Source organism: Devosia sp. SL43 (genome assembly GCF_021729885.1).
In the GTDB taxonomy this organism is placed as follows: Bacteria; Pseudomonadota; Alphaproteobacteria; order Rhizobiales; family Devosiaceae; genus Devosia.
In genome coordinates, this window is record NZ_CP063401.1 from 3,811,961 (window position 1) to 3,835,392 (window position 23,432).

Here is a 23,432-nt window from a genome sequence, read left to right on the forward strand (position 1 = left end):
CCATGTTCAAAGTGCTGCTCGACCTGCTCCGCTACAACCGCGAATTCCTCTTCGGCACGCTGCTGCTGCTTGTTATCGTCGCCATCGTGATCTCGTCGTTCTTCGCGCCCTATGACGAGATGATGACCTATGCCGTCATCCCCGACATGCCCCCGGGCGGCGAATACTGGCTGGGCACCAACAGCCGCGGCCAGGACATGTATTGGCAACTGGCCGCGTCGATGCGCAACACGCTGATGTTCGGCATCGTGGTGGCGGTCATCAGCCGCATCATCGCCATCGTGGTGGGACTGGTGTCCGGCTATGTCGGTGGCCGCACCGACCAGATCATCATGGCGTTCAACGATACGCTGGGCGCGCTGCCCAACATCCCGATCCTGCTGCTGCTGGTCTTCGTGCTGCGCGACCAGATGACCTGGGTGGTGCTGGCCTTCACAGCGGCCATGCTGGGCTGGACGCATGACAGCCGGCTGATCCGCTCGGTCGCCTTGTCGCTGCGAACGCGCGAATTCACCCGCCACGCGGCATTCTCGGGCATGCGGACGGGGCAGGTGCTGTTCCGCGAGCATCTGCCCTATGTGATGCCGATCGTGTTCTTCACCACCATGAACAACCTGATCTGGGCCATCGGCCTCGAGGTCACGCTGTCGATCCTGGGTTTCTCCGACATCAACCGGCCGACCATCGGCGGCATGATCTATTGGGCCAATGCCCACTCGGCCATGGTCGCTGGCATCTGGTGGTGGATCGCGGTGCCCATGGTGGCGGTGGTGATCCTGTTCCTCGGGCTGTTCCTGCTGGCCATGTCGGTCAACGAATACATCGATCCGCGCAGTCGCCTCGCGCGCATGGGGGCGTGAGGATGAGCCAGGTAATGACGAAGGACAAACCGGCCACGCAGGCGGCCGACGTGCTGACCATCAAGGACCTCAAGGCCTATTATATCAACGACCTGTTCGGCGTGCGTCGTGAGGTGCGGGCGGTGGATGGGATCAGCCTGACTGTGCGCCGCAACGAGGTCTATGGCATTGCCGGGGAATCGTCCTCGGGCAAGACGTCGCTGATCAAGACCCTGGCTGGCGCCATCCGGCCGCCGATGCGCGTGGTCGATGGCAGCGTCAAGTTCGACTTCGGCGGCAAGCAGATCGATGTCTATGGCGAGCCCGGCAAGATGAAGGCGGCGCGCTGGCAGAACCTGAGCTACATCATGCAGGGGTCGATGAGCGTGCTGAACCCGGTGCGCCGCATCAAACATGCCTTCGACAATTTTGCCTTCCGGCATATGGGTCTCGATCGCACCGCCTTTCGGGCGCGGGTGGAGAGCCATCTCAAGCGGCTTGGGCTCGATCCAGATGTGCTGGAGGCCTTTCCGCATCAGCTGTCGGGCGGCATGCGGCAGCGCGTGACCATTGCGCTGGCGACTGTGTGCGAACCGGAATTCATCATCGCCGATGAACCGACCACCGCCCTCGACGTGCTGGTGCAGCAGGATGTGCTCGGGTTGATCAAGGAAGTGCAGGAGCGGCTGGGGTCGTCGGTGGTGTTCGTGACCCATGATATGTCGGTCCATGCCGCTATTACTGATCGCCTCGCCATCATGTATGCCGGGCGGCTGGCGGAGGAGGGGCCGACGCAGGCCATGTTCGACAACCCACAGCACCCCTATACTGCGCATCTGATCGCCAGCCTGCCACGCATCGGCGACGTCTCAACGCGCAAGAGCCTGGCCGGCAAGCCGCCGAGCCTGGCCAACCCGCCGTCAGGCTGCCGCTTCCATCCGCGTTGCCCGATCGCCATCGATCGCTGTTCCAAGGAGGTGCCGGAAATGCTGCCCAGCGCCACCGGCGGCCGTGTCGCCTGTTTCCGCGCTGGGGAGGTGGCCGTCGCATGACCATGTTGCTCGAACTCGACCACGTCACCAAGCTCTACCCGGTCGGCGGCTTCTTCTCCCGCAAGACCATGAAGGCGGTAAACGATGTGAGCTTTTCGCTGACATCGGAAAAGCCGGAAATCTTCGCGATTGTCGGCGAAAGCGGCTCGGGCAAGTCGACCATGGCCAAGATGATCCTGGGCAATGAAGTGCCCAATTCAGGACGGCTGATCTTTGACGGCGTCGATATCGGTACCATCCGCAAGCGCGCTCAGCGCGAAGCCTTCATGACCAAGGTGCAGCCGGTCTTCCAGAACCCGTTCGAGGCCTTCAATCCGCTGACGCCGGTCGATGCCTATCTGTTCGCCACGGCCCACCGTTTTGCGGGGGCGGACGATCATGCGGCCAAGGAGCGGCTGACCGATGAGGCGCTGCAGCGGGTGGGCCTGTCGCTGGCCGAGATCAAGGGGCGCTTCTCGCACGAATTGTCGGGAGGGCAATTGCAGCGCGTGGCGGTGGCACGGGCGCTGATCCCGTCGCCCAAGCTGATCGTCGCCGACGAGCCGGTCTCGATGGTCGACGCCTCGCTGCGCATGAGCATCGTCAACCTGTTCCGCGCGCTGCGCGACGAGCTCAAGGTGTCGATCATCTACATCACCCATGACCTGGCGACGGCCTATTACATCTCCGATCGCGTGATCATCATGCGCAATGGAGTGGTGATCGAAGCGGGGAATGCGCGTGCCGTATTGGACAATCCGCAGGACCCCTATTCAATCGCACTCAAGAACGCGGTGCTGCCGCCTGATCCGAAAGCCGCGGCCGCGGCGATCCGGCTGCGGCGGTCGATGACGGCCTAGCCGATCTGGTAGGGCACGATGGCGCGTCGATCGGCATCGATGCTGATATTGGCGGCCAACGGCGGCACCGAGCGTTGCGGGCAGGTGCGCCGCTCGCAGATGCGGCAGGAGACGCCGATCGGATCGAATATGGCGCGCGGCAGGTCGATATCGCCGCCATAGATCAGGCGGTTGGCATGGCTGATCTCGCAGCCCAGTGCATAGGCATAGCGTCGGGTGATCCCATTGTAGCCGCCGCTGCGCTTTTCGCTCGACCAGGCGAGACAGAGGTAACGGTTGCCGTCGGGCGTTTCCGCCAGTTGCCTGGTGATCTGGCCATGCGCCTCGAAGGCACGATGCACGTTCCATAGCGGGCAGGCGCCGCCAAAGCGGGCGAATTGCAGCGCGGTGGCGGAATGGCGCTTGGTGATGGTGCCGGCGGCATCGACCCGGGCAAAGAAGAATGGCACGCCGCGTTCGCGTGGGCGCTGCATAGTTGAGAGCCGGTGGGCGATCTGTTCGAGGCTGGCGCCGAACAGATGGCCCAGTTCCTCGATATCGTAGCGATGTGCTTCGGCCGCCTTGAGGAAGGCGCCATAGGGCATTTGCAAGGCGCCCGCGAAGTAGTTGGTCAGACCCATGCGGGCGATGGAGCGGGCCTCCGACGTCTTGAAGTTGGCGGCGTCGAGCAGTTGCGCGAGGAGGGTGGTCTGTTCCATCCCGGCCAGATGCGCGGCGATCTGGAAGAACTGCGTTGCCGGTTCGAGCCGCGCGTTGATCGCCAGCGTGCGTGTCGAGCGGTCATAATCCTTGATCAGATCGGGGCGGCTGGGCGCGGTCAGGACCACGCGCAGGTCATGCGCTTCGCCGCAATAGGCGATGAGCCGGTTGAGGCGATCGGGGCCGAACTCGCCCAATTCGGTCGCCAAGGCCTCGGCGGCGCGGTCGAGCGGGTCGATGTAGTTATCGGCATAGTGGAAGAAGTCGCGGACCTCCTCATACGCCGTCTGCATGCCCGCTTGCGGGTCGCGCGTCAGCACGGCATCGACGCTGGCGAGGCGCTCGTTGGTCTTGCGATACGTCTCGTAGAGCTGAAGCATGGCCCGCGCCATGTCGGGTGCATTGGCGGCGACGGTCTTGAGTTCCTGCAGGTTTGGCACACCATCGCCGAATACCGGATCGGCCAGCGCCTCGCGCAGGTCGGCCACCATCCGGTCCGACGCATCGGTCATCAGGCTGGACAGGTCGAGATTGAAGCCATCGGCCAGCGCCAGCATCACCGATGCGGTCAGCGGGCGCTGATTGGATTCGAGCTGGTTGACGTAAGAGGCCGAGAGGTCTAGTCGCGCAGCAAGCTCGCCCTGGGTCAGCTTGTGTTGGCTGCGCAGCGCCCGCAAACGGGCACCGGCAAAGACCTTGCGTGCGGCCATCTTCACAACTCCACAAAATTACAGTTTGCTTCTTGTGCGATTGTAACAGTCACGCGCTTTGCTGTCTTGGGACTTGTACGACATCGCGCTAGTGTGGGCCCAAAGCCGGAGAGCCGCCATGCAGATCATTATCGATGAACTCGAAGACAAGCGCGCACAGGCGCGGCTTGGCGGTGGGCAACGGCGCATTGATACGCAACATGGCAAGGGCAAGCTGACGGCGCGGGAACGGCTCGACGTGTTGCTCGATCCGGGCAGCTTTGAAGAATACGACATGTTCGTCACTCACCGGGCGGTAGATTTCGGCATGGCCGAGACGATTATTCCCGGCGATGGCGTGGTGACGGGTTGGGGCACCATCGAGGGCCGACTGGTCTATGTGTTTAGCCAGGATTTCACGGTCTTTGGCGGCTCGCTGAGCGAGACTCATGCCAAGAAGATTTGCAAGATCATGGACTTGGCGCTGCAGAATGGCGCGCCAGTGATCGGGCTCAACGATAGCGGCGGCGCGCGCATCCAGGAGGGCGTCGCCTCGCTTGGTGGCTATGCCGACGTGTTCTGGCGCAATGTGCAGGCCTCGGGCGCGGTGCCGCAAATCTCGGTCATCATGGGGCCCTGTGCGGGCGGCGCGGTCTATTCGCCTGCGATGACCGACTTCATCTATATGGTGAAAGACACGAGCTACATGTTCGTGACCGGGCCGGATGTGGTGAAAACGGTCACCAACGAAACGGTGACGCAGGAAGAGCTGGGCGGCGCCTCGACCCATACCAAGATTTCCTCGGTGGCCGATGCGGCCTTCGACAATGATATCGAGACCCTGCTCGAGGTGCGGCGGCTGTTCGCCTACCTGCCGCTGGCTGCTGGCCAGAAGCCGCCGCGCCTGCCGACGCATGATCCGGTCGACCGGGCCGATATGAGCCTCGACACCGTCATTCCCGATAGCGCCAACAAGCCCTATGACATGCGCGAGGTGATCGAGAAGGTGGCCGACGAGGGCGACTTCCTCGAAGTCCAGAAGGATCATGCCGGCAATATCCTGTGCGGATTCATCCGGCTGGATGGCCATACGGTGGGCGTAGTAGCCAATCAGCCGCTGGTGCTGGCGGGGTGCCTCGACATCAACGCTTCCAAGAAGGCCGCGCGCTTTATCCGCTTCTGCGACAGCTTCGAAATCCCCATCCTGACCTTTGTCGACGTGCCCGGCTTTTTGCCCGGCGTGGCGCAGGAATATGGCGGCATCATCAAGCATGGCGCCAAGCTGCTGTTTGCCTATGCCGAAGCCAGCGTACCGCTGGTCACCGTCATCACGCGCAAGGCCTATGGCGGCGCCTATGACGTGATGGCGAGCAAGCACATCAAGGCGGATGTGAACTACGCCTGGCCCTCAGCCGAAATCGCCGTGATGGGCGCCAAGGGCGCGACGGAAATCCTCTATCGGTCCGAACTGGGCGACAAGGACAAGATCGCGCAGCGGACGGCGGACTACGAGGCGCGGTTCGCCAATCCGTTCGTCGCGGCGGAGCGGGGGTTCATCGACGATGTGATCCTGCCGCATGGGACGCGGCGACGGGTGATCCGGGCGTTCTCGACGCTGCGGCATAAGCAGCATGCCATGCCGAAGAAGAAGCACGATAATATTCCGTTGTGAGGAGAGAAAAATGATCACCAAACTCCTCATCGCCAATCGCGGCGAAATCGCCTGTCGCGTCATCAAGACCGCGCGCAAGATGGGTATCGCCACCGTCGCCGTCTATTCCGACGCCGACCGCGAGGCGCTGCATGTCCGTATGGCCGACGAGGCGGTGCATATCGGGCCGTCGCCAGCCAAGGACAGCTACCTCCAGATCGACAAGATCATCGCCGCCTGCAGGCAGACCAGCGCACAGGCCGTGCATCCGGGGTATGGCTTCCTCTCGGAAAACCCCAGATTTGCTCAGGCGCTGGAGGCAGCCGGCATCATCTTCGTCGGGCCGCCGGTGAAGGCGATCGAGGCGATGGGCGACAAGATCACGTCCAAGAAGCTGGCGGCGGCAGCGGGAGTTTCGACCGTTCCAGGGCACATGGGACTGATCGACGACGCGGAACACGCTGTCACCATCAGCAGGTCCATCGGCTATCCCGTCATGATCAAGGCTTCGGCCGGCGGCGGCGGCAAGGGCATGCGCATCGCCTGGAACGACGCGGAAGCACGCGAGGGCTTCGAGCGCTCTAAGTCGGAAGCTGCGTCGTCCTTTGGCGATGACCGCATTTTCATCGAGAAATTCGTCACCGAGCCGCGGCATATCGAGATCCAGCTGATCGGCGATAGCCACGGCAACGTGCTCTATCTCAACGAGCGCGAATGCTCGATCCAGCGGCGAAACCAGAAGGTCATCGAGGAGGCGCCGTCGCCGTTTCTCGATGACGCAACGCGTCGGGCCATGGGCGAGCAGTCGGTCGCACTGGCCAAGGCGGTGGGTTACACCAGCGCCGGGACGGTGGAGTTCATCGTCGATGCGGATCGCAAATTCTACTTTCTCGAAATGAATACCCGCCTGCAGGTGGAGCATCCGGTGACCGAGCTGATCACCGGGCTCGATCTGGTGGAGCTGATGATCCGTGCCGCCAATGGCGAGAAATTGCCACTGACGCAGAGCCAAGTGCAGCGCAACGGCTGGGCCATCGAGTCGAGGCTTTATGCCGAGGACCCGTATCGCAATTTCCTGCCGTCGACGGGACGGCTGGTGCGATACCGGCCGCCGGTTGAAAGCGCGTCGGACACACTGGCCGTGCGCAACGATACCGGCGTGTTCGAAGGCGGCGAGATCTCCACCTTCTACGATCCGATGATCGCCAAGCTTTGTACATGGGCGCCGACTCGGCTGGAGGCGATCGACGCAATGGCGGTGGCGCTCGATAGTTTCGAGGTCGAAGGGGTGGGCAACAACCTGCCGTTCCTGTCGACCGTGATGGACCAGGAGCGGTTCCGCGAGGGGCGGTTGACGACGGGCTATATTGCAGAGGAGTTCCCCGAGGGGTTCCATGGCGCCGTATTGGGCGAAGAAGCCAAGTTCGACGTGGTTGCTACCGCAGCCATCATGATGGCGCGGCGTGAGCAGCGCCGGAGTGGAGCGACCACCGTGTCGCATTGGCATGTGACCGCAGGCGAGGTCGCGACGACGGTCACGCTGCATCCGCATGGTCTAGAGACGGTCGTCGACGCCGCGTGGCACAGCGCAGCGGCGCGGCTGTCATGGCATCCCGGCGACCGGCTGGCGCGGCTCGATTGGTCTGACGGCCGGAGGGCGGTGCTGAAGGTTAGCCAGACGACCTCGGGCTTCCGCATCCGCTATCGCGGTTCCGACCTCAAGGTATTGGTCGTGCAGCCGCATGTCGCGGCGCTGCTGTCCCACATGCCGGTGAAAGTCCCGCCCGACATGAGCCGCTTCCTGCTTTGCCCGATGCCGGGGCAGGTGGTGCGGATCGATGTGGCCGAGGGCGATATCGTCGAGGATGGGCAGACGCTGGCCATTGTCGAGGCGATGAAGATGGAAAATGTGCTGAAGGCCGAGAAGCGCGCGCGGGTGAGCAAGGTGCATGCGGTAGCTGGCGCGGTGCTGGCAGTGGATCAGGTTATCCTTGAGTTTGAGGCGGTGTGATGACTGCGAATCGGTTCGGCCTCTACCTGATCTGCATCGTGATCACGCTTACGATACTACTCTTCGCGGCCATGCCGCTGATCCTGCATTTCTCCTCGCCAATCGGTGCCGAAGCAGCGGCTAGCATTGCACGAACGCGCATGGAGCAACGCTTTGTCAGCGCTAGTTCTGAGGAGCGTAGCACCGATTGTATTGTTGAGGATTATCCGGACGGCACCTTTCAAGACAACCAGGCCTTCGAGGTAACCTGCTCCGTGGTCCGTGGTTCAAAGTTGGTCGCTCGCACGACGTATACCTTTGGGCGAGACGGTTTGGCGGGCCATGAGGACTGGGACGTAACCAAAATATGAGCACCACCTTTGCCCACTGGGCCGCCCTCGCCCAAAGGGAACTGCGCGACACATCAGTTGCCTCGCTTGACCGCGACTATGGCGGGATATCAGTCAAGCCGGTGTACTTCGGCGAGAACGCCGAAATCCCCGGCGTCGAGCCGTTCACCCGTGGCGTGCGCGCCACCATGTATGCCAACCGCCCGTGGACGATCCGCCAATATGCCGGCTTCTCGACCGCGCGGGAGAGCAACGCCTTCTACCGACAGGCGCTGGAGAAGGGCCAGAAGGGCCTCTCGGTCGCCTTCGACCTCGCCACCCATCGTGGCTATGACAGCGACCATCCGCGCGTGGTCGGCGATGTCGGCAAGGCCGGCGTCGCCATCGACTCCGTCGAGGACATGAAGGTGCTGTTCGACGGCATCCCGCTCGATCAGATGTCGGTTTCGATGACCATGAACGGCGCGGTCATTCCGGTCCTCGCCATGTTCATCGTCGCCGCCGAGGAGCAGGGGGTGCCGCAGGTCAAGCTGGATGGCACCATCCAGAATGACATCCTCAAGGAGTTCATGGTCCGCAACACCTATATCTATCCGCCCGAGCCCAGCATGCGGATCGTCGGCGACATCATCGCCCATACGGCGCGGCATATGCCCAAGTTCAACTCGATCTCGATCTCGGGCTATCACATGCACGAAGCGGGGGCGACGGCGGTGCAGGAGCTGGCCTATACGCTGGCCGACGGCATGGAATATGTCCGGGCTGCGCAGGCCAACGGGCTTGATATCGATGCCTTTGCGGGGCGGCTGAGCTTCTTTTTCGGCATCGGCATGAACTTCTTCCTAGAAGTCGCCAAGCTCCGCGCCGCGCGGCAGCTGTGGAGCGAGATCATGACCGGCCTCGGGGCGAAAGACCCGCGATCCAAGATGCTGCGGACCCATTGCCAGACCTCGGGGGTGTCGCTGACCGAGCAGGACCCCCACAACAATATCGTCCGCACGACCATCGAAGCGCTGGCGGCGACGCTAGGCGGGACGCAGTCGCTGCATACCAACTCGTTCGACGAAGCCATCGCGCTGCCCACCGAATTTTCCAGCCGCATTGCCCGCAATACGCAGCTGATCCTGCAACACGAAAGCCGGATCACCGACGTGGTCGATCCGCTGGGTGGCTCCTACTATGTTGAGGCCTTGACGAGCCAGCTGGTCGAGGGCGCCAAGGCGCTGATCGGCGAGGCTGAGATGCTGGGGGGCATGACCAAGGCGGTACAGTCCGGGCAGCCCAAGCTCGAGATCGAGAAGGCGGCAGCGCAGCGGCAGGCACGTGTCGATCGCGGCGAGGATGTCATCGTCGGCGTCAATCGCTACCGGCTCGATGTGGAAGACGGTATCGAGGTGCGCGACATCGACAATGCCAAGGTGCGGGTGGAGCAAGTGGCTCAGCTGCAGCGAATCCGGGCAAGCCGCGACGAAGCGACATGCCAGTCGATGCTGTCCGCCTTGCGCGAATACGCCGCCAAGGACGAGGGCAATCTGCTGGAGGCGGCCATCGAGGCGGCGCGGGCGCGGGCGACGCTGGGGGAGATTTCCGCAGCGATGGAGGATGTATTCGGCCGCCACCATGCCATCACCCGCGTCATTTCCGGCGTCTATGCCGACGGCTATGGCGACGATCCGGAATTTGCCGCCATCACCGGCCGCATCGACGCCTTCAAGGCGGCGCGGGGCCGGGCGCCGTCCATCTTCATCGCCAAGATGGGGCAAGACGGGCATGATCGCGGCGCCAAGGTGATCGCGAGCGCGTTCGCGGACCTGGGCTTTGTCGTCCATATGGGCGACCTGTTCGAAACGGCCCCGGAAGTGGCCGCGCATGTCGATGAACTCAAGGTGGATGCCGTCGGCGTATCTTCCTTGGCCGCTGGCCACAAGACGTTGGTGCCGGAACTGATCGAGGCGCTGAAGGATAGGGAACTGGGCGAGGTGACGGTCATCGTTGGCGGCGTCATCCCCGAGCAGGACTATCAGTTCCTGTTCGATTGCGGCGTGGCCGGCATTTTCGGTCCCGGGACAAACGTACTGAGCGCCGCATTCTCGGTGCTGAGCCAGATCGAGGGAAGGTTGAGCAATCGATGATCGGCCGCCTCAATCACATCGCCATCGCCGTGCCCGACCTTGCTGCTGCCTCGGCCAAGTACCGCGATCTGCTTGGCGCCCGGATCGGGGCGCCGCAGGCGCTGCCCGAGCATGGGGTGACGGTGGTGTTTATCGACACCGGCAATAGCAAGGTGGAACTGCTGGAGCCGCTGGGAGAGGGGTCGCCGATCACGGCGTTTCTCGCCAAGAACCCGGCGGGCGGCATGCACCACATCTGCTTTGAGGTACCTGACATAGGTGCAGCGGCAGCCACGCTGATCCAAGGCGGGGCGCGCGTGCTGGGCGATGGCAAGCCAAAGCTTGGGGCGCATGGTCTGCCGGTGCTTTTTTTGCATCCCAAGGATTTCGACGGCACGCTGATCGAGCTCGAGGAAACGCAGCGTTAGCGCTGGATTCCGGTCATCCGTCTTGATTAACATGACTAGTACACTCATATATGTTGCACTCCTGCAACGGCGGATGCATGTTCGTCATATTAACATGAGAATGAGACTCCATTTATAAGTCGAATTGCCCCAGACGTGCGGAGCGTCTTCCTCCGACGTTTGGGGCAACATGATGAAACTACACACTCTTTTTCTATCCACTGCACTCCTGTCTACACCGGCCTATGCCGCCGATCTGGGCGTGCTCACCTCGCTCGACATCTGCGATGAACTCGGGCTGAGCGGTCTCACGCTCTCCTCGGATACGAACTGCCTGCAGGTGACTGGGAGCGTCTATTACGAATTCTACTGGGGCGATTACGGCGATACCGTCGACCTGGCCGGCGCCAATCCGCTGGCCTATAGCGGCGATTTCCTGGCGATTGACGACAATGGCGCAGGCGAGGACTGGGAAACCTATGTCGAGACCTACCTCAAGTTCGTCGGTACGGCAGCCAGCGATTTTGGTCCGGCCAAGGCCGTCGTCGAAATCTACGGCTACGAAGAGCTTGGCATTCTCAACGAGGCATTTGACTACGGCGGTGGCAGCGTCGAATTCGACTATGCCTATGTTTCGGTCGGCGACACGACGGTGGTTTCGGCGGGCCTGCAGGACTCGATCGCCAACCTCGACGATGACGAAGCCTTCGGCTGGATCCAGTCCTTCCTGTCCGACGACGTTGGCGATGGCGTAGCCTTCGACAACGCAGCGGGCGGCGTCTACGACACCGACGATCATTCGATCCAGATCGTGTCGGATCTCGGCAATGGCGTCAAAGTTGGCGGGGCGCTCGAAGCCCTGAACACCGGCGCCGATGCCGGCTCTGCTATCGGCGTGATCTCCTATGGCGGCGAGACCATCTCGGCACATTTCACTGCCGTTGCCGGTGAGATTCTCGATGGTAGCCTGGATGACTTCGCCATCCATACCGGCGTTACCGCGACGTTTGACAAGTTCAAAGCCCGCGCCGCCCTCGCTGCCAACGACACCGGCTGGTGGAACGGTATCATCTCAGGCGAAGCCAAGTTCGACATGTTCGCGCTGGCTGCTGCGGTCGACGCCAATGCGGAGCGTGAATGGAGCGCCGTCGGTTCGGCAACGATCGACATCACCGAAGAGATCGTGCTGAAGGGCGCGGTCCGCTACCTTGATAGCGACACCGCCATTGCCGATGACGAGGGCCTCGAAGTGCGCCTTCGCGCCGAATACAAGGCCACCGAGGCCCTGACCCTGGCGTTTGAGGGCGGCAATATCTGGGTCGGTGCAGGTGCGGTCAACGGCAGCCAGTCGATCTTCGACGGCCTCGTGGAAGCGACCTGGGCTCCGGGCGGTGGATTCGAAGCGACTTCGGCCGTCGCCGCCAATTCACTGGGTGCCTACAAGGTCTCCTTCACCGCCTCCAAAGACTTCGAATAATCACCATGCATGCGCGCTGGGGGGTGCCGTACGCGGCACCCTCCGTTTGCATTCTCAAGGGAGAGAGAAATGGCCGACCACCACGCCACCTTCGTGGCGATCCGCGCCGCCCTGCTGGCCTCCTATTCCGGAACACTGGCATCGACCCGCATGTCGCCCATCGAGGCACTCGAATGCATGGCCGCCGCCCTTGGATCGATCTATCGCGAAGTCGCTGACGCCCATCTCGATCCGCATGGCTGTCGATGCGGCTGGGTACCATCTGAAATGCTGGATATAGTTGCCCTGGAGCAGGCAATTGCGGCAAATGCTGCCACCGATGAGGTCGGTGACGCCTTCGACCTGCGCTCTTTGCTGCCGGTCGGCCACGGCTGACAGCTGCCCGAACATTAGTTAGTGCCCTTCATGATCAGACGCTTCTTTTCCTATTACGCCCCCTATAGGGGCCTTTTCATTCTCGACTTTGGCTGCGCCGTCATTGCCGGCCTGCTCGAACTCGTCTTTCCGCTGGCCGTCGCATATTTCATCGACTCGCTGCTGCCGCGTTCCGAATTCGGCTTCATCCTGATCGCCGGTGGCGTGCTGCTCGCTATCTACGCGGTCAACGCCGCGCTGCATGCCGTGGTCAACTATTTCGGCCATGTGCTGGGGGTCTCGATCGAGACCGACATGAGGCGGCAGGTGTTCGACCACCTGCAAAAGCTCAGCTTCCGCTTCTTCGATAACAACAAGACCGGCCAGTTGATCACCCATGTCACCAAGGATCTCGAAGATGTAGGCGAGGTGGCCCATCACGGCCCCGAGGACATCTTCATCGCCGTGATGACTTTCATCGGCGCCTTCATCCTGATGTTCGTGACCAACTGGAAGCTGGCGCTGATCACCACCATCGTGGTGCCAGTTGTGACCTGGCTGGTGAGCAAGTATGGCTCGCGCATGACGCTGAACTGGCAGGAGCTGTTCGGCCGGGTGGGCGAGTTCAATACCCGCATTGAGGACTCGATCGGCGGTATCCGCGTGGTCAAGGCCTTCGCCAATGAGGGCCACGAAGCCGCTCTGTTCGCCGGCAATAACCAGGCCTATCGCACGACCAAGCTCAAGGCCTATGGCATCATGACGGCGAGCATCACCATCACCTATCTCAGTACGCGCCTGGTGCAACTGCTGGTCATGCTGGCCGGCTCCTGGCTGGTGGTGCAGGGCGAGATGACCTATGGCGGCTTCGTCAGCTTCCTGCTGCTGGTGGAGGTGTTCCTGCGCCCCATCGACAAGATCACCGGTGTGCTGGAGAGCTATCCCAAGGGCATCGCCGGCTTCAAGCGGTTCACTAGGCTGATCGATACCGAACCCGATATTGCTGATCGCCCCGGGGCGAAGGTGGTCACCAGCCTCAGGGGCGACATCGCGTTCAAGGACGCGGCGTTTTCCTATGAGGCCGGCCGCAAGGTGCTTGAGGGATTGAACCTGTCGGTCAAAGCGGGCGAGACCTTGGCGATCGTCGGTCCGTCCGGTGCCGGCAAGACGACGCTATGCTCATTGCTGCCGCGTTTCTATGAGCTCGATAGCGGTTCGATCAGCATCGACGGCATCGACATCCGTGACATGACGCAGAACTCGCTGCGCGGCCAGATCGGTATTGTGCAGCAGGACGTGTTCCTGTTCGGCGGCACTATCCGCGAGAATATTGCCTATGGTCAGCTTGGCGCCAGCGACGAGGCGATCTGGGAAGCAGCCAAGCGGGCCCGGTTCGATACGGTGATCAAGCGATTGCCGGATGGGCTGGACACGATGGTGGGCGAGCGGGGCGTGAAGCTCAGCGGCGGGCAGAAGCAGCGCGTGGCGATTGCCCGGATATTCCTCAAGAACCCGCCGATCCTGATCCTCGACGAGGCGACCTCGGCGCTGGATACGGCAACCGAGGTGGCGATCCAGCGGTCACTGGCAGAGCTGTCGGAGGGCCGGACGACGCTGGTGATCGCGCATCGCCTGGCGACGATCCAGCACGCTGACCGGATTGTCGTGATCGACGAGACAGGGATCGTGGAGGAGGGCACGCACGAGGCGTTGCTGGCGCAGGATGGGGCTTATGCCGTGCTGCACAAAGCGCAGTTTGGGTACTTGGCCGGGTAGGGGAGCGGCGAAGGAGAGTCCTTGTTGGGATACCCCCACCTAGCCTCCCATGATAGGGGGAGGGACAGATCGCGTTTGGGGCACCATCAGCGACGAACACCAGCCGGATTCCTCCCCCTTTTCAGGTGGAGGTTAGATGGGAGTATTCTTGCTTGCCTACTGCGCCGCCACCGCTTCGGGCCGATCCAGCCCGGCCAACCGTCGTGCCATCGCCAGGCTTGCCGGTTGTTCGCTGCGATAGCGGCGACCGATTTCCATCATCAGGACGGTGTCGGGCAGGAAGGTTAGCTCGGCGAAGATGCTGTCCCAGTTGATATCGCCCCAGCCGAGCGGCATGTGCAGGTCGCCAACGCCCATTGCGGTATTTTCCTGCGGGAAGAACGGCTTGTAGAAGCCCTGCGGACGGCCGAAGCTGTCATGGACATGCAGGTGCCCGGTGACCGGAGCCATGGCGGCGATCTGCTCGCGGAAGTTGAGCCCGCGATAGGTCGACTCGATATAGGCGTGGCTGAAATCGATCAGCGCGACGACGTTGGGGTGGTTCACCGCCTTGACAGTTGCGGCGACCTCGGCCGGCGTCTGGCGATATTGACCGAGCTCGGTCGTGAAGATGTTTTCGAGCGCGATGCGGACGCCCTGCGGCCGGGCGAAGTCGGCCAGTTCGGTCAGCGCTTCGCGCTCGCGCTGATCAGCCCCGGCACGCTCGGCGATCTGGTCGGCGCGCAGGCAGCCGCCATGCTGGACCAGGATACCCGCGCCGATGCGGTTGCAGAACTCGACCAGAGCCTTGGCAGCGTCGATCTGGTAGCGCTGGGTGACGGCGTCCATGAAGTTGGACGAGACCAGGCCATGCACGGTGTAGCGGAAATCGAACTGGCTGGTCACGGCCAGTACGCGGTCCAACCGCTCGGAGATGATGCGGCCGCCCGAGATCAGGTCGAGGCTGGTGATGCCCAGTTCGACGGTATCCACACCCATTTCGGCCAAAGCGCGCATGTCTTCGTAGAGGCTGGCGACTTCGCCGTCTGTCGAGCCGACATTGAAGCCGGTGCCGATGATGTTGCTCATGTCAGGTGTCCTTCTCAAGCGGTTACGGTTGTGGGGGTCTGCGCAGGCTGGCTGGCCGTATCGATGCGGCGGCTGGTGTCGTGGCTGAACACGTGCACATCGCTTTCGGCGAAGCTGAGATGGATCGGCATGCCCGTGCCCAAGGCATCGCTGCCGGTATCGACGGCGATGATGCGGCTGCCGTCCATGTCGGCATAGACTAGGCGGCTGGCGCCGAGCTCCTCGGTATAGTCGACGACGGCGGGCAAGGCGCCCTTGGCGCCAGATGCGACGCGCCGGACGAGCTCGGGGCGAATGCCGATAGAGACTTCCTTGCTCACATGGTGCCGGGTCAGGTCCGGCAGGTGGATCATGCCGCCCTTGCCGTGGCGGAAATAGCCGTCCGCGCCGAAGAAGCCGCGCACCAGGTTCATGGCGGGCGAGCCGATGAAATCGGCAACGAACAGGCTGGCCGGGTGGTGATAGACCTCGCTCGGCTTGCCGACCTGTTCCACCACGCCCTGGTTCATGATGATCAGGCGATCGGCCAGTGTCATGGCTTCGGTCTGGTCGTGCGTCACGAAAACCGAGGTGACGCCCAGGCTACGATGCAGGCTGCGGACCTCGGCGCGCATAGCGACGCGCAGCTTGGCATCGAGATTGGAGAAAGGCTCGTCGAACAGGAAAACCTCGGGCTCGCGCACCATGGCGCGGGCCATGGCGACGCGCTGGCGCTGGCCGCCTGACAGCTCGCCCGGCTTGCGATCGAGATAGGGCTCGAGGCTGACGGCCTTGGCGACCTTGAGCACCTTCGCGTCCCGCTCGGCCCGCTTCATACCGGCGACCTTGAGCGCGTAGCCGATATTCTGGCGCACGCTCATATGGGGGTAGAGCGCGTAGTTCTGGAAAACCATGGCGCAGCCGCGTTCGCGCGGCTCGAGATCGTTGACGACCTTGCCGCCGATGGAGATTTCGCCTTCGGTGATCTCCTCCAAGCCCGCGATCATGCGGAGCAAGGTGGACTTGCCGCAGCCCGACGGGCCCAGGATGACGACGAACTCGCCCTGTTCGATCTCGACGTCGACGCCGTGAATGACGTCGGTCTTCTGATAGCGCTTCTTGACGCCGGAAATTGATATGGCGGACATGGGCGGTCTCACTTGTCTCGGGAAATTAGGCCGCGCACGAACCAGCGCTGCATGAAGGCAACCACCAGCAACGGCGGCAGCATGATGATGAGGGCGCCCGCCATGGTGACGTTCCAGTCGGGCAACCCGTTCTGATCGGGAATGAGGGCCTTGAGCTGCATCACCACCGTGCCAAAATTGGCGCGGTCGGTGGTGATGAGCAGCGGCCACAGATACTGGTTCCAGCTCGACACGAAGAGGATGGTGGCGAGCGCCAACATGTTGGTGCGGCTGAGCGGGATCAGCACGTCGAAGAAGAAGCGCATCGGCCCGGCGCCATCCATCTTGGAGGCTTCGACCAGCTCGTCGGGGATGGTCATGAAGAACTGGCGGTAGAGGAAGGTGCCGGTGGCGGTGGCGACCAGCGGCAGGATGAGGCCCGGATAGGAGTTGAGCAGGTTCCATTCGAGCGACAGTTGAATGCCCGACAGGCTCTGGATCAGCCAGGTGATGCCTAGATTGTCGAGAATGAACTGGAACGGCAGCAGGGCATTGGCGGCGATCGAGTAAGTCGGCACGATGCGCACTTCGAGTGGCAGCATCAGGGTGATGAAGATCATCCAGAAGCAGACCATGCGGGCGCGGTAGTTGAAGAACACGATGGAGAAGGCCGACAGCGCCGCCAGCGTGATCTTGCCCACCGTAACGCCGACCGCGACGATGAAGCTGTTGAGCATTTTCGGGCCGAGATCGGCACGGGTCCAGGCTTCCTGCAGGTTCTCAAACAGATGGGTCGATGGCCAGAGCACGATTGGCACCTGGCTAACTTCGGTCAGCGACTGCGACCCGGCCACGAAGGTGATCCAGAACGGCATGATGACGACGAAGAGGCCGAGGATCATCACTGCATAAGTGACGATATCGAAGATGGGGGAGCGTTCGATCATGACCGGTCCTCAGTTGTAGTGGACGCGCTTTTCGACCCATTTGAACTGGACGAAAGTGAGCGCAATGACGAGGATCATCAGGACGATCGACTGGGCCGCAGCACCCGAATAATCGAGCCCTTTGAAGCCGTCGAAATAGATCTTGTAAACCATCACCTCGGTGGAGCCGACCGGCCCGCCCTCGGTCATCGTGTCGATCAGCCCGAAGCTGTCGGTGAAGCTCGAGATCAGGTTGATGATGAACAGGAAGAAGAAGGTCGGCGCGATCAGCGGCAGTTGCAGGTCGAACAGGCGTTGCACCGGGCGGGCGCCGTCCATGGCACCGGCTTCCGAGATGGAACGCGGGATCATCTGCAGGGCGGCCAGGAAGAAGATGAAGTTGTAGCCGATGCCGAGCCAGGCATGGCAGATGATGATCATCGCCAAAGCATGCACGCCGTTGATTGCCGGGTTCCACACACCGGGCCAGATCTCGTTGATCGAGCCGACCAGCCCCGATTCCGGCGCGAAGATGAAGCGGAAGGCGACGCCAGCGGCCGGCGCGGCAATGGCATAGGGCCAGACGAAAACCGACTGGAAGAGCTTGGTGCCCTTGAGCGCGCGATCAACGAAAGCGGCCAAAGTGAGCGCTACGGCCATCGAAATGGCGGTCACCACGACGGCGTAGAAACCGCTGCGCAACACCGTCGACCAGTATTCACGGTCGCGGAAGATCGCGAGGAAATTGTCGAACCAGACCCAGCTATTGCCGCCGCCCCAGGGTTGTTCGAGCGTAAACGCCCAGAACAGGGCCTGCGTGGTCGGCCAGTAGAAGAACACGAGGACAAGTATCAGCTGCGGAGCGATCAACAGCCAGGGCAGGGTCTTGTTCTTGTAGTAGGCGCGTCGTTCCATGGCCGCCTCCGTGGATCGCTGAAGAAGGAAGGCACGGACGGCTGATTGCCGCCCGTGCCAGGAGAGTCAGGAACTACAGCAGCGAAGCGCCGGCATAGGTGGCTTCGAAGCGACGGAGGATGTCATTGCCCTTGGCGTCGAAGTCGGTCAGCGCCTGCTTGGGATCGGCGTTGTTGAACAGCACGTCCTGGATGGTCTTGACCATTTCCGCGCGGATCGAGGCGTAGTTGCCCAGGCGGATGCCGCGGGTGTTCTCGGTCGGCGGGGTGGCGGTCAGGCTCTCGATGGCCAGTTCACGACCGGCATACGGCGCTTCGTTGTAGAAGCCGTTGGCCTTCATGGCCTCGAAGCCCGAATTGGTGACCGGGATATAACCGGTAACGGTCGACCACCATTCGGCCTGCTTGGGGGTGGAGATGAAGGCGTAGAAGGCTGCGGCGCCCTTGTATTCTTCTTCGGTCTTGCCCTGGAGGGTCCACAGCGAAGCGCCACCGACGAGGCTGTTGGTGCGCTCGACGCCTTCACGCATCGGCAGCATGGCAACCTGCCAGTTGAGGCCTTCGATAGCCTTGGCAGTGACGGTGCCGTGGCCGGCAACCGAGCCCGAGAAAATCTGGCAATCACCGGCAGCGAAAGCGTCGAGGTCGTTCTGGCCGACATCCTTGGACTTATGGACGAACAGGCCCTCGTCATACATGGCCTTGATCCAGGTCAGCTGGTCGACGAACAGGCCCTGGCTGGCGGCCATTTCAGCGTCGAGGCCGCCGAAGCCGTTGCCCTTGGTAGCGATGGGCTGGTTGTGAATGGCCGAGAACTGCTCGTACCACTGCCAGACGCCGGCCGGATCGAAGGCGACCGGGCATTCATAGCCGGCGGCCTTCATCTTGCGGGCGACGTCCTCGACTTCAGTCCAGGTGGACGGAATGCCTTCGAAGCCGACCTTGGCCAGTGCGTCGGTGTTGTAATAGATCATCGCCGTCGAAGAGTTGAACGGCATCGACAGCAGTTCGCCGGTCGAGGTCGAATAGTATGACGCGATGCCGGCGAAATAGTCGCCGAAGTCCACGTCGAGGCCGGCGTCGGCCATCACGGTCTTGACCGGCACATAGGCCTTGGACAGCATCAGGTCGAGCGTGCCGGCGTCGAAGATCTGGGTGATGGTCGGCTGCTTGTTGGCGCGGTAGGCCGCGATGGTGTTCTGCAGGTTGGCGTCGTAGTTGTCCTGGCTGACACAGACGATTTCATAGTCGGCCTGCGACGCGTTGAAGTCCTTGCACATGTCCTGGATGCGATCGCTCAGATCGCCGGACAGGCCATACCAGAACTCGAACTTGGTCTGGGCCATGGCGGGAGTTGCCAGCGCGAGCACGGCGATGGTGGAGGCTGCGGTAAGCAGCGTGGTGCGGTTCATTTGGGCCTGTCTCCGATAGGGAATGCCTAGGGGCGGCCGGACTTCTAGTGGCGCTGTTTGACGTTTGCCTTGCAGAGCCGTGACCATTAACCGACAGTTGCGTGACGTCTGGATGACCACATTGCGGTCGCCAAACTGTCATCAACTTCGGTTAGCGCAGGCGTGCAGATAGATCAGAAGCAGCGCAGGAAATCGTCCGCTCATGAACACCATCGCCCTCGGTGAACTCGTCCTTACCAATGCCCGGATCGTGCTGGCCAACGAGGTGCTGGAGGGTTCAGTGCGCGTGGATGGCGGGGTGGTCACCGATATCGGCACGCCCAGCCGGACCGGTATCGATCTCGAGGGGGATTACTTGATTCCGGGCCTCGTCGAGCTGCACACCGACCACCTCGAAACTCACTACGCACCGCGGCCGCGGGTACGGTGGAACCCGGTGGCCGCGGTGCAGGCGCACGACGCGCAGATTGCCGCCTCGGGCATCACCACGGTGCTAGACGCCATCCGTGTCGGTCTCGATGAAGACACCGATATGGGCACGCCGGATATGCGCATCCTGGCCGACGCCATTGCGGCCGGCATGCGCGCCGGGCGGCTGCGGGCGGAGCATCACATTCATCTGCGCTGTGAAGTGTCCTCACCCGATTGCATGGAGGCCTTCGAATTCTTCAAGGACGATCCGGCGGTGCGACTGGCTTCGCTGATGGACCATGCGCCCGGCCAGCGACAATTCACCAGCATGGACGCCTGCCGCGCCTATTATCAGGGCAAGAAGAAGATGAGCGACGCGGATTTCGACGCCTTCGTGCGTCGCCGCAACGAGCAGTCGCAGGCCTATGCCGGCCCCACGCGCCGGGCCATTGCCGAGATGTGCAACGCCAAGGGCATCGTGCTGGCCAGCCACGATGACGCCACGCGCGAGCATGTCGAAGAGGGCGAGGCCTTGGGCATGCACATCGCCGAGTTCCCCACCACGCTCGAAGCCGCCAAGGCGTCGCGCCAGGCGGGCATGGCTATCCTGATGGGCGGACCGAACGTCGTTCGCGGCGGTTCGCATTCGGGCAATATCTCGGCGCGCAAGCTGGCCGAGCATGACCTGCTCGATATTCTATCTTCGGACTACATTCCCTTCTCGATGCTGCAGTCGGCATTCTGCCTGGCCGAGACTGTCGAAGGTGTTGGCCTGCCCAAGGCCGTTCAGATGGTGACCAAGCGACCGGCCGAAGCAGGTGGGTTCCATGACCGCGGCGAGATTGCCGTCGGCAAGCGGGCGGACTTCGTGCATCTGCGCGTCGAAGACGGCATTCCGATCGTGCTGACGGTCTGGCGCGAGGGGCAGCGGGTCATATGAGCGGAACCTTTGTCGCTGTCGTCGGACCCAGTGGCGTCGGCAAGGACAGTCTGATCGGCTTTGCCCGCGAGCGGCTGGAGGCCAGCGGTAGGGTGACCTTCGTCCGTCGCGTGGTGACACGGCAGGCCGATGGCGGCAGTGAGGACCATGACAGCATGGATGTGGCGAGCTTTGCCGCCGCCGAGCAGGACGGGGCCTTTGCGCTGAACTGGGACGCGCATGGCTTGCGCTACGGGTTGCCGATAGGGCTCGAGGACGACCTAAAAGCAGGCCGGGTGGTGGTGGCCAACCTGTCGCGCGCGGTGATCCCGGCGCTGGTCGAGCGCTATCCAGATGCGGTTGTCGTGCTCGTGACGGCGGAACGCGATGTGATTGAGCGGCGCCTGTCAAACCGCGGCCGTGAGACAGCGGAGTCGATCCAGGGCCGGCTGGACCGCCGGGTCGGCGACAAGCTGCCGGCGAGGACCGTGAAGATCGACAATTCGGGAGCGCTGGAGGCCGCAGGGACGCAGTTCGTGCGGCTGCTGGGAGATGCGGCGCGGATGGGCGTTCGGGCTTAGACCTAAACCACCAACTCCATCCGCTCCGCCGGAAAGCGGCTTAGCGCGTAAGATATTGGATTGCCTTCCGAATCCACGTCCACAGCCTCGGACACCAGCAGAATCGCACCCGGCGCCAGGCCCAGTAGTTTGGTTTCCTCTACGTCTGCATGGCGGGCCGAGATGCGGGTTGAGGCCCGGGAATAGTCGTCTATGCCGTAACTGGAAAACACCGCCGTCATGCGGTGCAACTGCTCGATCCGCTCGCCGATATCGGGAAAGCGACGATAGGGCAGCCAGGTGGTGGCGCGGGAGATCGGGCGACCATCGGCGGAGGATACGCCATCAATGCGGGTGACCTTCTCGCCGGGCCTGATGGCCAGTGCCTTGGCGATCGTCGCGGTGGCATTTTCGAGCCTGGCGCCAAGATGTTGGGTTCCGATGTGATGGGCCTGTCCGGCGAGCCCTTCAGTGAATCTGGTGCGTTTGCCAATGGGATAGCTGAGCCGTTTGGCGCTGCGCACGAAGGTGCCGCGACCCTGTTCGGCGCCAACTACGCCCTCCTCGGCCAGCACGGCCAGGGCTCGGCGCACGGTGTGGCGATTGGCGGAAAAGCGTTCCGCCAGAAGGGCTTCGGTGGGAAGGCGATCGCCGCTGGCCAGCTTGCCACCAATAATATCGAGGCGAATGGCATCGGCGATGCGGCGCCAGAGGGCGACGCCGCCAAGCTCGTCTTTCAAAACTGTCATTGCATTTTCACACGAGGAGAGTAGCACCGGACTCAGGACATTAGTTGTCTAGTTCATTAGACAAATCGAGGCAAGTATGCACGCAGCACTCTCGCAGAATGCACAAGCCAGGAAGGCGGCTCTCGACGTGCTCGCTGCCGCTCCTGCGCGAGCTCTGGCCGAGCTCTGGGATCGTTGGGCCGACAAGCCTGGGCACAGCAAGGTGCGGGGACCCGAGGTTGGCCTCGTCATGGTGCGCGGCCGGGCTGGCGGCGGCGGGGCGCCGTTCAACATGGGCGAGGCCAGCGTAAGCCGGGCCAGCGTGCGCATTGTAACGGGCGAAGTGGGGCACGGGTATTGCCTGGGCCGCGACACCGGCAAGGCCGAGGTGATCGCCGTGATCGATGCGCTCTGGCAGCGCGACCCTGATCGGGTGGAGGCCGAAATCATTGCGCCGCTGCAGGCACTTGCTGAGGCGGACGACCAGAAGCGCCGCGATGAGTCCGCCGCCACGCGGGTCGACTTCTTCACCATGGTGCGCGGGGATAACTGAAATGGACATGGTTCTTGACGGCGGTTTTGCCGACCCGGTCCTGCAGTCGCAGACCGTCTTTCGTGCCGTCATGGATGCGCTGGCCAACCCCGGGACGGTGCAAAATCTCGTCACACCTCAGTCGATTGGCGGTAGCATTCAGGCCGAATTGGCTAGCGTACTGCTAACATTGAGCGATCACGACACCAGCATTTGGTTGGACGATCGGTTGCGGTCTGACACCGCCGTTCTGGATTTCGTGAACTTTCACGCCGGCGCGCCCATCGTGCGTGAGCCGGGCAGAGCGGCGTTCGCCTTCGCCACCGGCGACACGCATCTGCCACGCCTCGATCAGTTCAACCTGGGCACGCAGGAATATCCCGATCGCTCGACCACGATCGTGCTGGCTGTCGAGGCGCTTGATGGCGGTGCCGCGCTGATCACGCGCGGACCTGGGATCAAGGGCCACGGACATATTAGCCCGGTTGGGTTGCCCGGGGATTTCGTCGCGCAGTGGGCTGATAACCGCGAACTGTTCCCGCGCGGCATCGACCTGCTGCTGGTAGCGGATGGTGCGGTGATGGGTCTGCCGCGCTCGACCCGGATCACGGAAGGACATTGA

22 protein-coding genes and 1 pseudogene are annotated in these 23,432 nt (G+C 62.6%); 16 read left to right on the forward strand and 7 right to left on the reverse strand.

The features are described 5' to 3' along the window. The first annotated feature begins 2 nt into the window (after positions 1–2). The 3 genes from IM737_RS18635 to IM737_RS18645 are packed head-to-tail and all read left to right on the forward strand — an operon-like array spanning position 3 to position 2,730. Positions 3–860, forward strand: coding sequence for an ABC transporter permease (locus IM737_RS18635; protein WP_236896612.1), 858 nt, complete (start codon positions 3–5; stop codon positions 858–860). A 14-nt stretch (positions 861–874) separates the two neighbouring features. Beyond that, positions 875–1,891, forward strand: a complete 1,017-nt coding sequence (locus IM737_RS18640) for an ABC transporter ATP-binding protein (RefSeq protein WP_236896614.1) — start codon at positions 875–877, stop codon at positions 1,889–1,891. Further along, positions 1,888–2,730 carry an ABC transporter ATP-binding protein gene (locus IM737_RS18645; protein WP_236896616.1) on the forward strand — a complete coding sequence of 281 codons (843 nt, stop codon included), beginning with the start codon at positions 1,888–1,890 and terminating at the stop codon, positions 2,728–2,730. Before IM737_RS18640 ends, IM737_RS18645 begins: the two co-directional genes overlap by 4 nt. Here the strand turns inward: IM737_RS18645 and IM737_RS18650 are convergent. Beyond that, positions 2,727–4,139, reverse strand: coding sequence for a helix-turn-helix domain-containing protein (locus IM737_RS18650; RefSeq protein WP_236896618.1), 1,413 nt, complete (start codon positions 4,137–4,139; stop codon positions 2,727–2,729). The genes IM737_RS18645 and IM737_RS18650 overlap by 4 nt on opposite strands. A gap of 118 nt (positions 4,140–4,257) precedes the next feature. On the opposite strand from IM737_RS18650, the gene IM737_RS18655 reads away from it, so the two are divergent. From IM737_RS18655 to IM737_RS18690, 9 genes and pseudogenes are all read left to right on the forward strand, one after another. Beyond that, positions 4,258–5,790 carry an acyl-CoA carboxylase subunit beta gene (locus IM737_RS18655; RefSeq protein WP_236896620.1) on the forward strand — a complete coding sequence of 511 codons (1,533 nt, stop codon included), beginning with the start codon at positions 4,258–4,260 and terminating at the stop codon, positions 5,788–5,790. 10 nt (positions 5,791–5,800) lie between these two features. Beyond that, positions 5,801–7,169 (forward strand): annotated as a pseudogene (locus tag IM737_RS18660) (acetyl-CoA carboxylase biotin carboxylase subunit); the annotation flags it as partial. A 53-nt stretch (positions 7,170–7,222) separates the two neighbouring features. Continuing rightward, positions 7,223–7,780 (forward strand): biotin/lipoyl-containing protein, encoded by a 558-nt coding sequence (locus IM737_RS21080; protein ID WP_442874219.1) that lies wholly within the window; start codon positions 7,223–7,225, stop codon positions 7,778–7,780. Next, positions 7,780–8,130, forward strand: a complete 351-nt coding sequence (locus IM737_RS18665) for a hypothetical protein (RefSeq protein WP_236896624.1) — start codon at positions 7,780–7,782, stop codon at positions 8,128–8,130. Before IM737_RS21080 ends, IM737_RS18665 begins: the two co-directional genes overlap by 1 nt. Continuing rightward, the gene (gene scpA / locus IM737_RS18670; RefSeq protein ID WP_236896626.1) at positions 8,127–10,241 is read left to right on the forward strand and encodes a methylmalonyl-CoA mutase; all 2,115 of its coding nucleotides are present in this window, start codon (positions 8,127–8,129) and stop codon (positions 10,239–10,241) included. The genes IM737_RS18665 and scpA overlap by 4 nt, the downstream gene beginning before the upstream one ends. Then, positions 10,238–10,648: a methylmalonyl-CoA epimerase gene (mce, locus tag IM737_RS18675; RefSeq protein ID WP_236896628.1), complete on the forward strand. Its 411-nt coding sequence runs from the start codon at positions 10,238–10,240 to the stop codon at positions 10,646–10,648. The genes scpA and mce overlap by 4 nt, the downstream gene beginning before the upstream one ends. Before the next feature lie 172 nt (positions 10,649–10,820). Then, positions 10,821–12,104, forward strand: a complete 1,284-nt coding sequence (locus IM737_RS18680) for a hypothetical protein (RefSeq protein ID WP_236896630.1) — start codon at positions 10,821–10,823, stop codon at positions 12,102–12,104. 69 nt (positions 12,105–12,173) lie between these two features. After that, positions 12,174–12,479 carry a hypothetical protein gene (locus IM737_RS18685; protein ID WP_236896632.1) on the forward strand — a complete coding sequence of 102 codons (306 nt, stop codon included), beginning with the start codon at positions 12,174–12,176 and terminating at the stop codon, positions 12,477–12,479. Between the two features lie 30 nt (positions 12,480–12,509). After that, on the forward strand, positions 12,510–14,234 hold the full coding sequence (locus IM737_RS18690; protein ID WP_236896635.1) for an ABC transporter ATP-binding protein: 1,725 nt from the start codon (positions 12,510–12,512) through the stop codon (positions 14,232–14,234). A gap of 156 nt (positions 14,235–14,390) precedes the next feature. Here the strand turns inward: IM737_RS18690 and IM737_RS18695 are convergent, their stop codons facing one another. The 5 genes from IM737_RS18695 to IM737_RS18715 all read right to left on the reverse strand — a co-directional run bounded on the left by IM737_RS18695 (position 14,391) and on the right by IM737_RS18715 (position 19,660). Continuing rightward, positions 14,391–15,302, reverse strand: a complete 912-nt coding sequence (locus IM737_RS18695; RefSeq protein WP_236896637.1) for a TIM barrel protein — start codon at positions 15,300–15,302, stop codon at positions 14,391–14,393. 14 nt (positions 15,303–15,316) lie between these two features. Then, a complete protein-coding gene (locus IM737_RS18700; RefSeq protein ID WP_236896639.1) occupies positions 15,317–16,429 on the reverse strand; it encodes an ABC transporter ATP-binding protein in 1,113 nt (370 codons plus the stop codon). An 8-nt stretch (positions 16,430–16,437) separates the two neighbouring features. Then, on the reverse strand, positions 16,438–17,355 hold the full coding sequence (locus tag IM737_RS18705; protein ID WP_236896641.1) for an ABC transporter permease subunit: 918 nt from the start codon (positions 17,353–17,355) through the stop codon (positions 16,438–16,440). A 9-nt stretch (positions 17,356–17,364) separates the two neighbouring features. Then, a complete protein-coding gene (locus IM737_RS18710) occupies positions 17,365–18,249 on the reverse strand; it encodes an ABC transporter permease subunit (RefSeq protein ID WP_236896643.1) in 885 nt (294 codons plus the stop codon). A 73-nt stretch (positions 18,250–18,322) separates the two neighbouring features. After that, entirely contained in the window at positions 18,323–19,660 is a 1,338-nt protein-coding gene (locus IM737_RS18715) for an extracellular solute-binding protein (protein WP_236896645.1), read from the reverse strand. Positions 19,661–19,862: 202 nt separating this feature from the next. Between IM737_RS18715 and IM737_RS18720 the strand changes: the two genes are divergently transcribed. Both IM737_RS18720 and phnN read left to right on the forward strand, forming a co-directional pair. Further along, positions 19,863–21,011, forward strand: coding sequence for an alpha-D-ribose 1-methylphosphonate 5-triphosphate diphosphatase (locus IM737_RS18720; protein WP_236896646.1), 1,149 nt, complete (start codon positions 19,863–19,865; stop codon positions 21,009–21,011). After that, the gene (gene phnN / locus IM737_RS18725; RefSeq protein WP_236896648.1) at positions 21,008–21,571 is read left to right on the forward strand and encodes a phosphonate metabolism protein/1,5-bisphosphokinase (PRPP-forming) PhnN; all 564 of its coding nucleotides are present in this window, start codon (positions 21,008–21,010) and stop codon (positions 21,569–21,571) included. Before IM737_RS18720 ends, phnN begins: the two co-directional genes overlap by 4 nt. A 2-nt stretch (positions 21,572–21,573) precedes the next feature. Here phnN and phnF read toward each other — a convergent pair whose 3' ends face one another. Beyond that, complete coding sequence (gene phnF, locus IM737_RS18730) at positions 21,574–22,299, reverse strand: phosphonate metabolism transcriptional regulator PhnF (RefSeq protein WP_236896650.1); 726 nt, start codon at positions 22,297–22,299, stop codon at positions 21,574–21,576. 76 nt (positions 22,300–22,375) lie between these two features. On the opposite strand from phnF, the gene phnG reads away from it, so the two are divergent. Then, positions 22,376–22,831 carry a phosphonate C-P lyase system protein PhnG gene (phnG, locus tag IM737_RS18735; RefSeq protein ID WP_236896652.1) on the forward strand — a complete coding sequence of 152 codons (456 nt, stop codon included), beginning with the start codon at positions 22,376–22,378 and terminating at the stop codon, positions 22,829–22,831. A 1-nt stretch (position 22,832) separates the two neighbouring features. Then, entirely contained in the window at positions 22,833–23,432 is a 600-nt protein-coding gene (phnH, locus tag IM737_RS18740; protein ID WP_236896654.1) for a phosphonate C-P lyase system protein PhnH, read from the forward strand.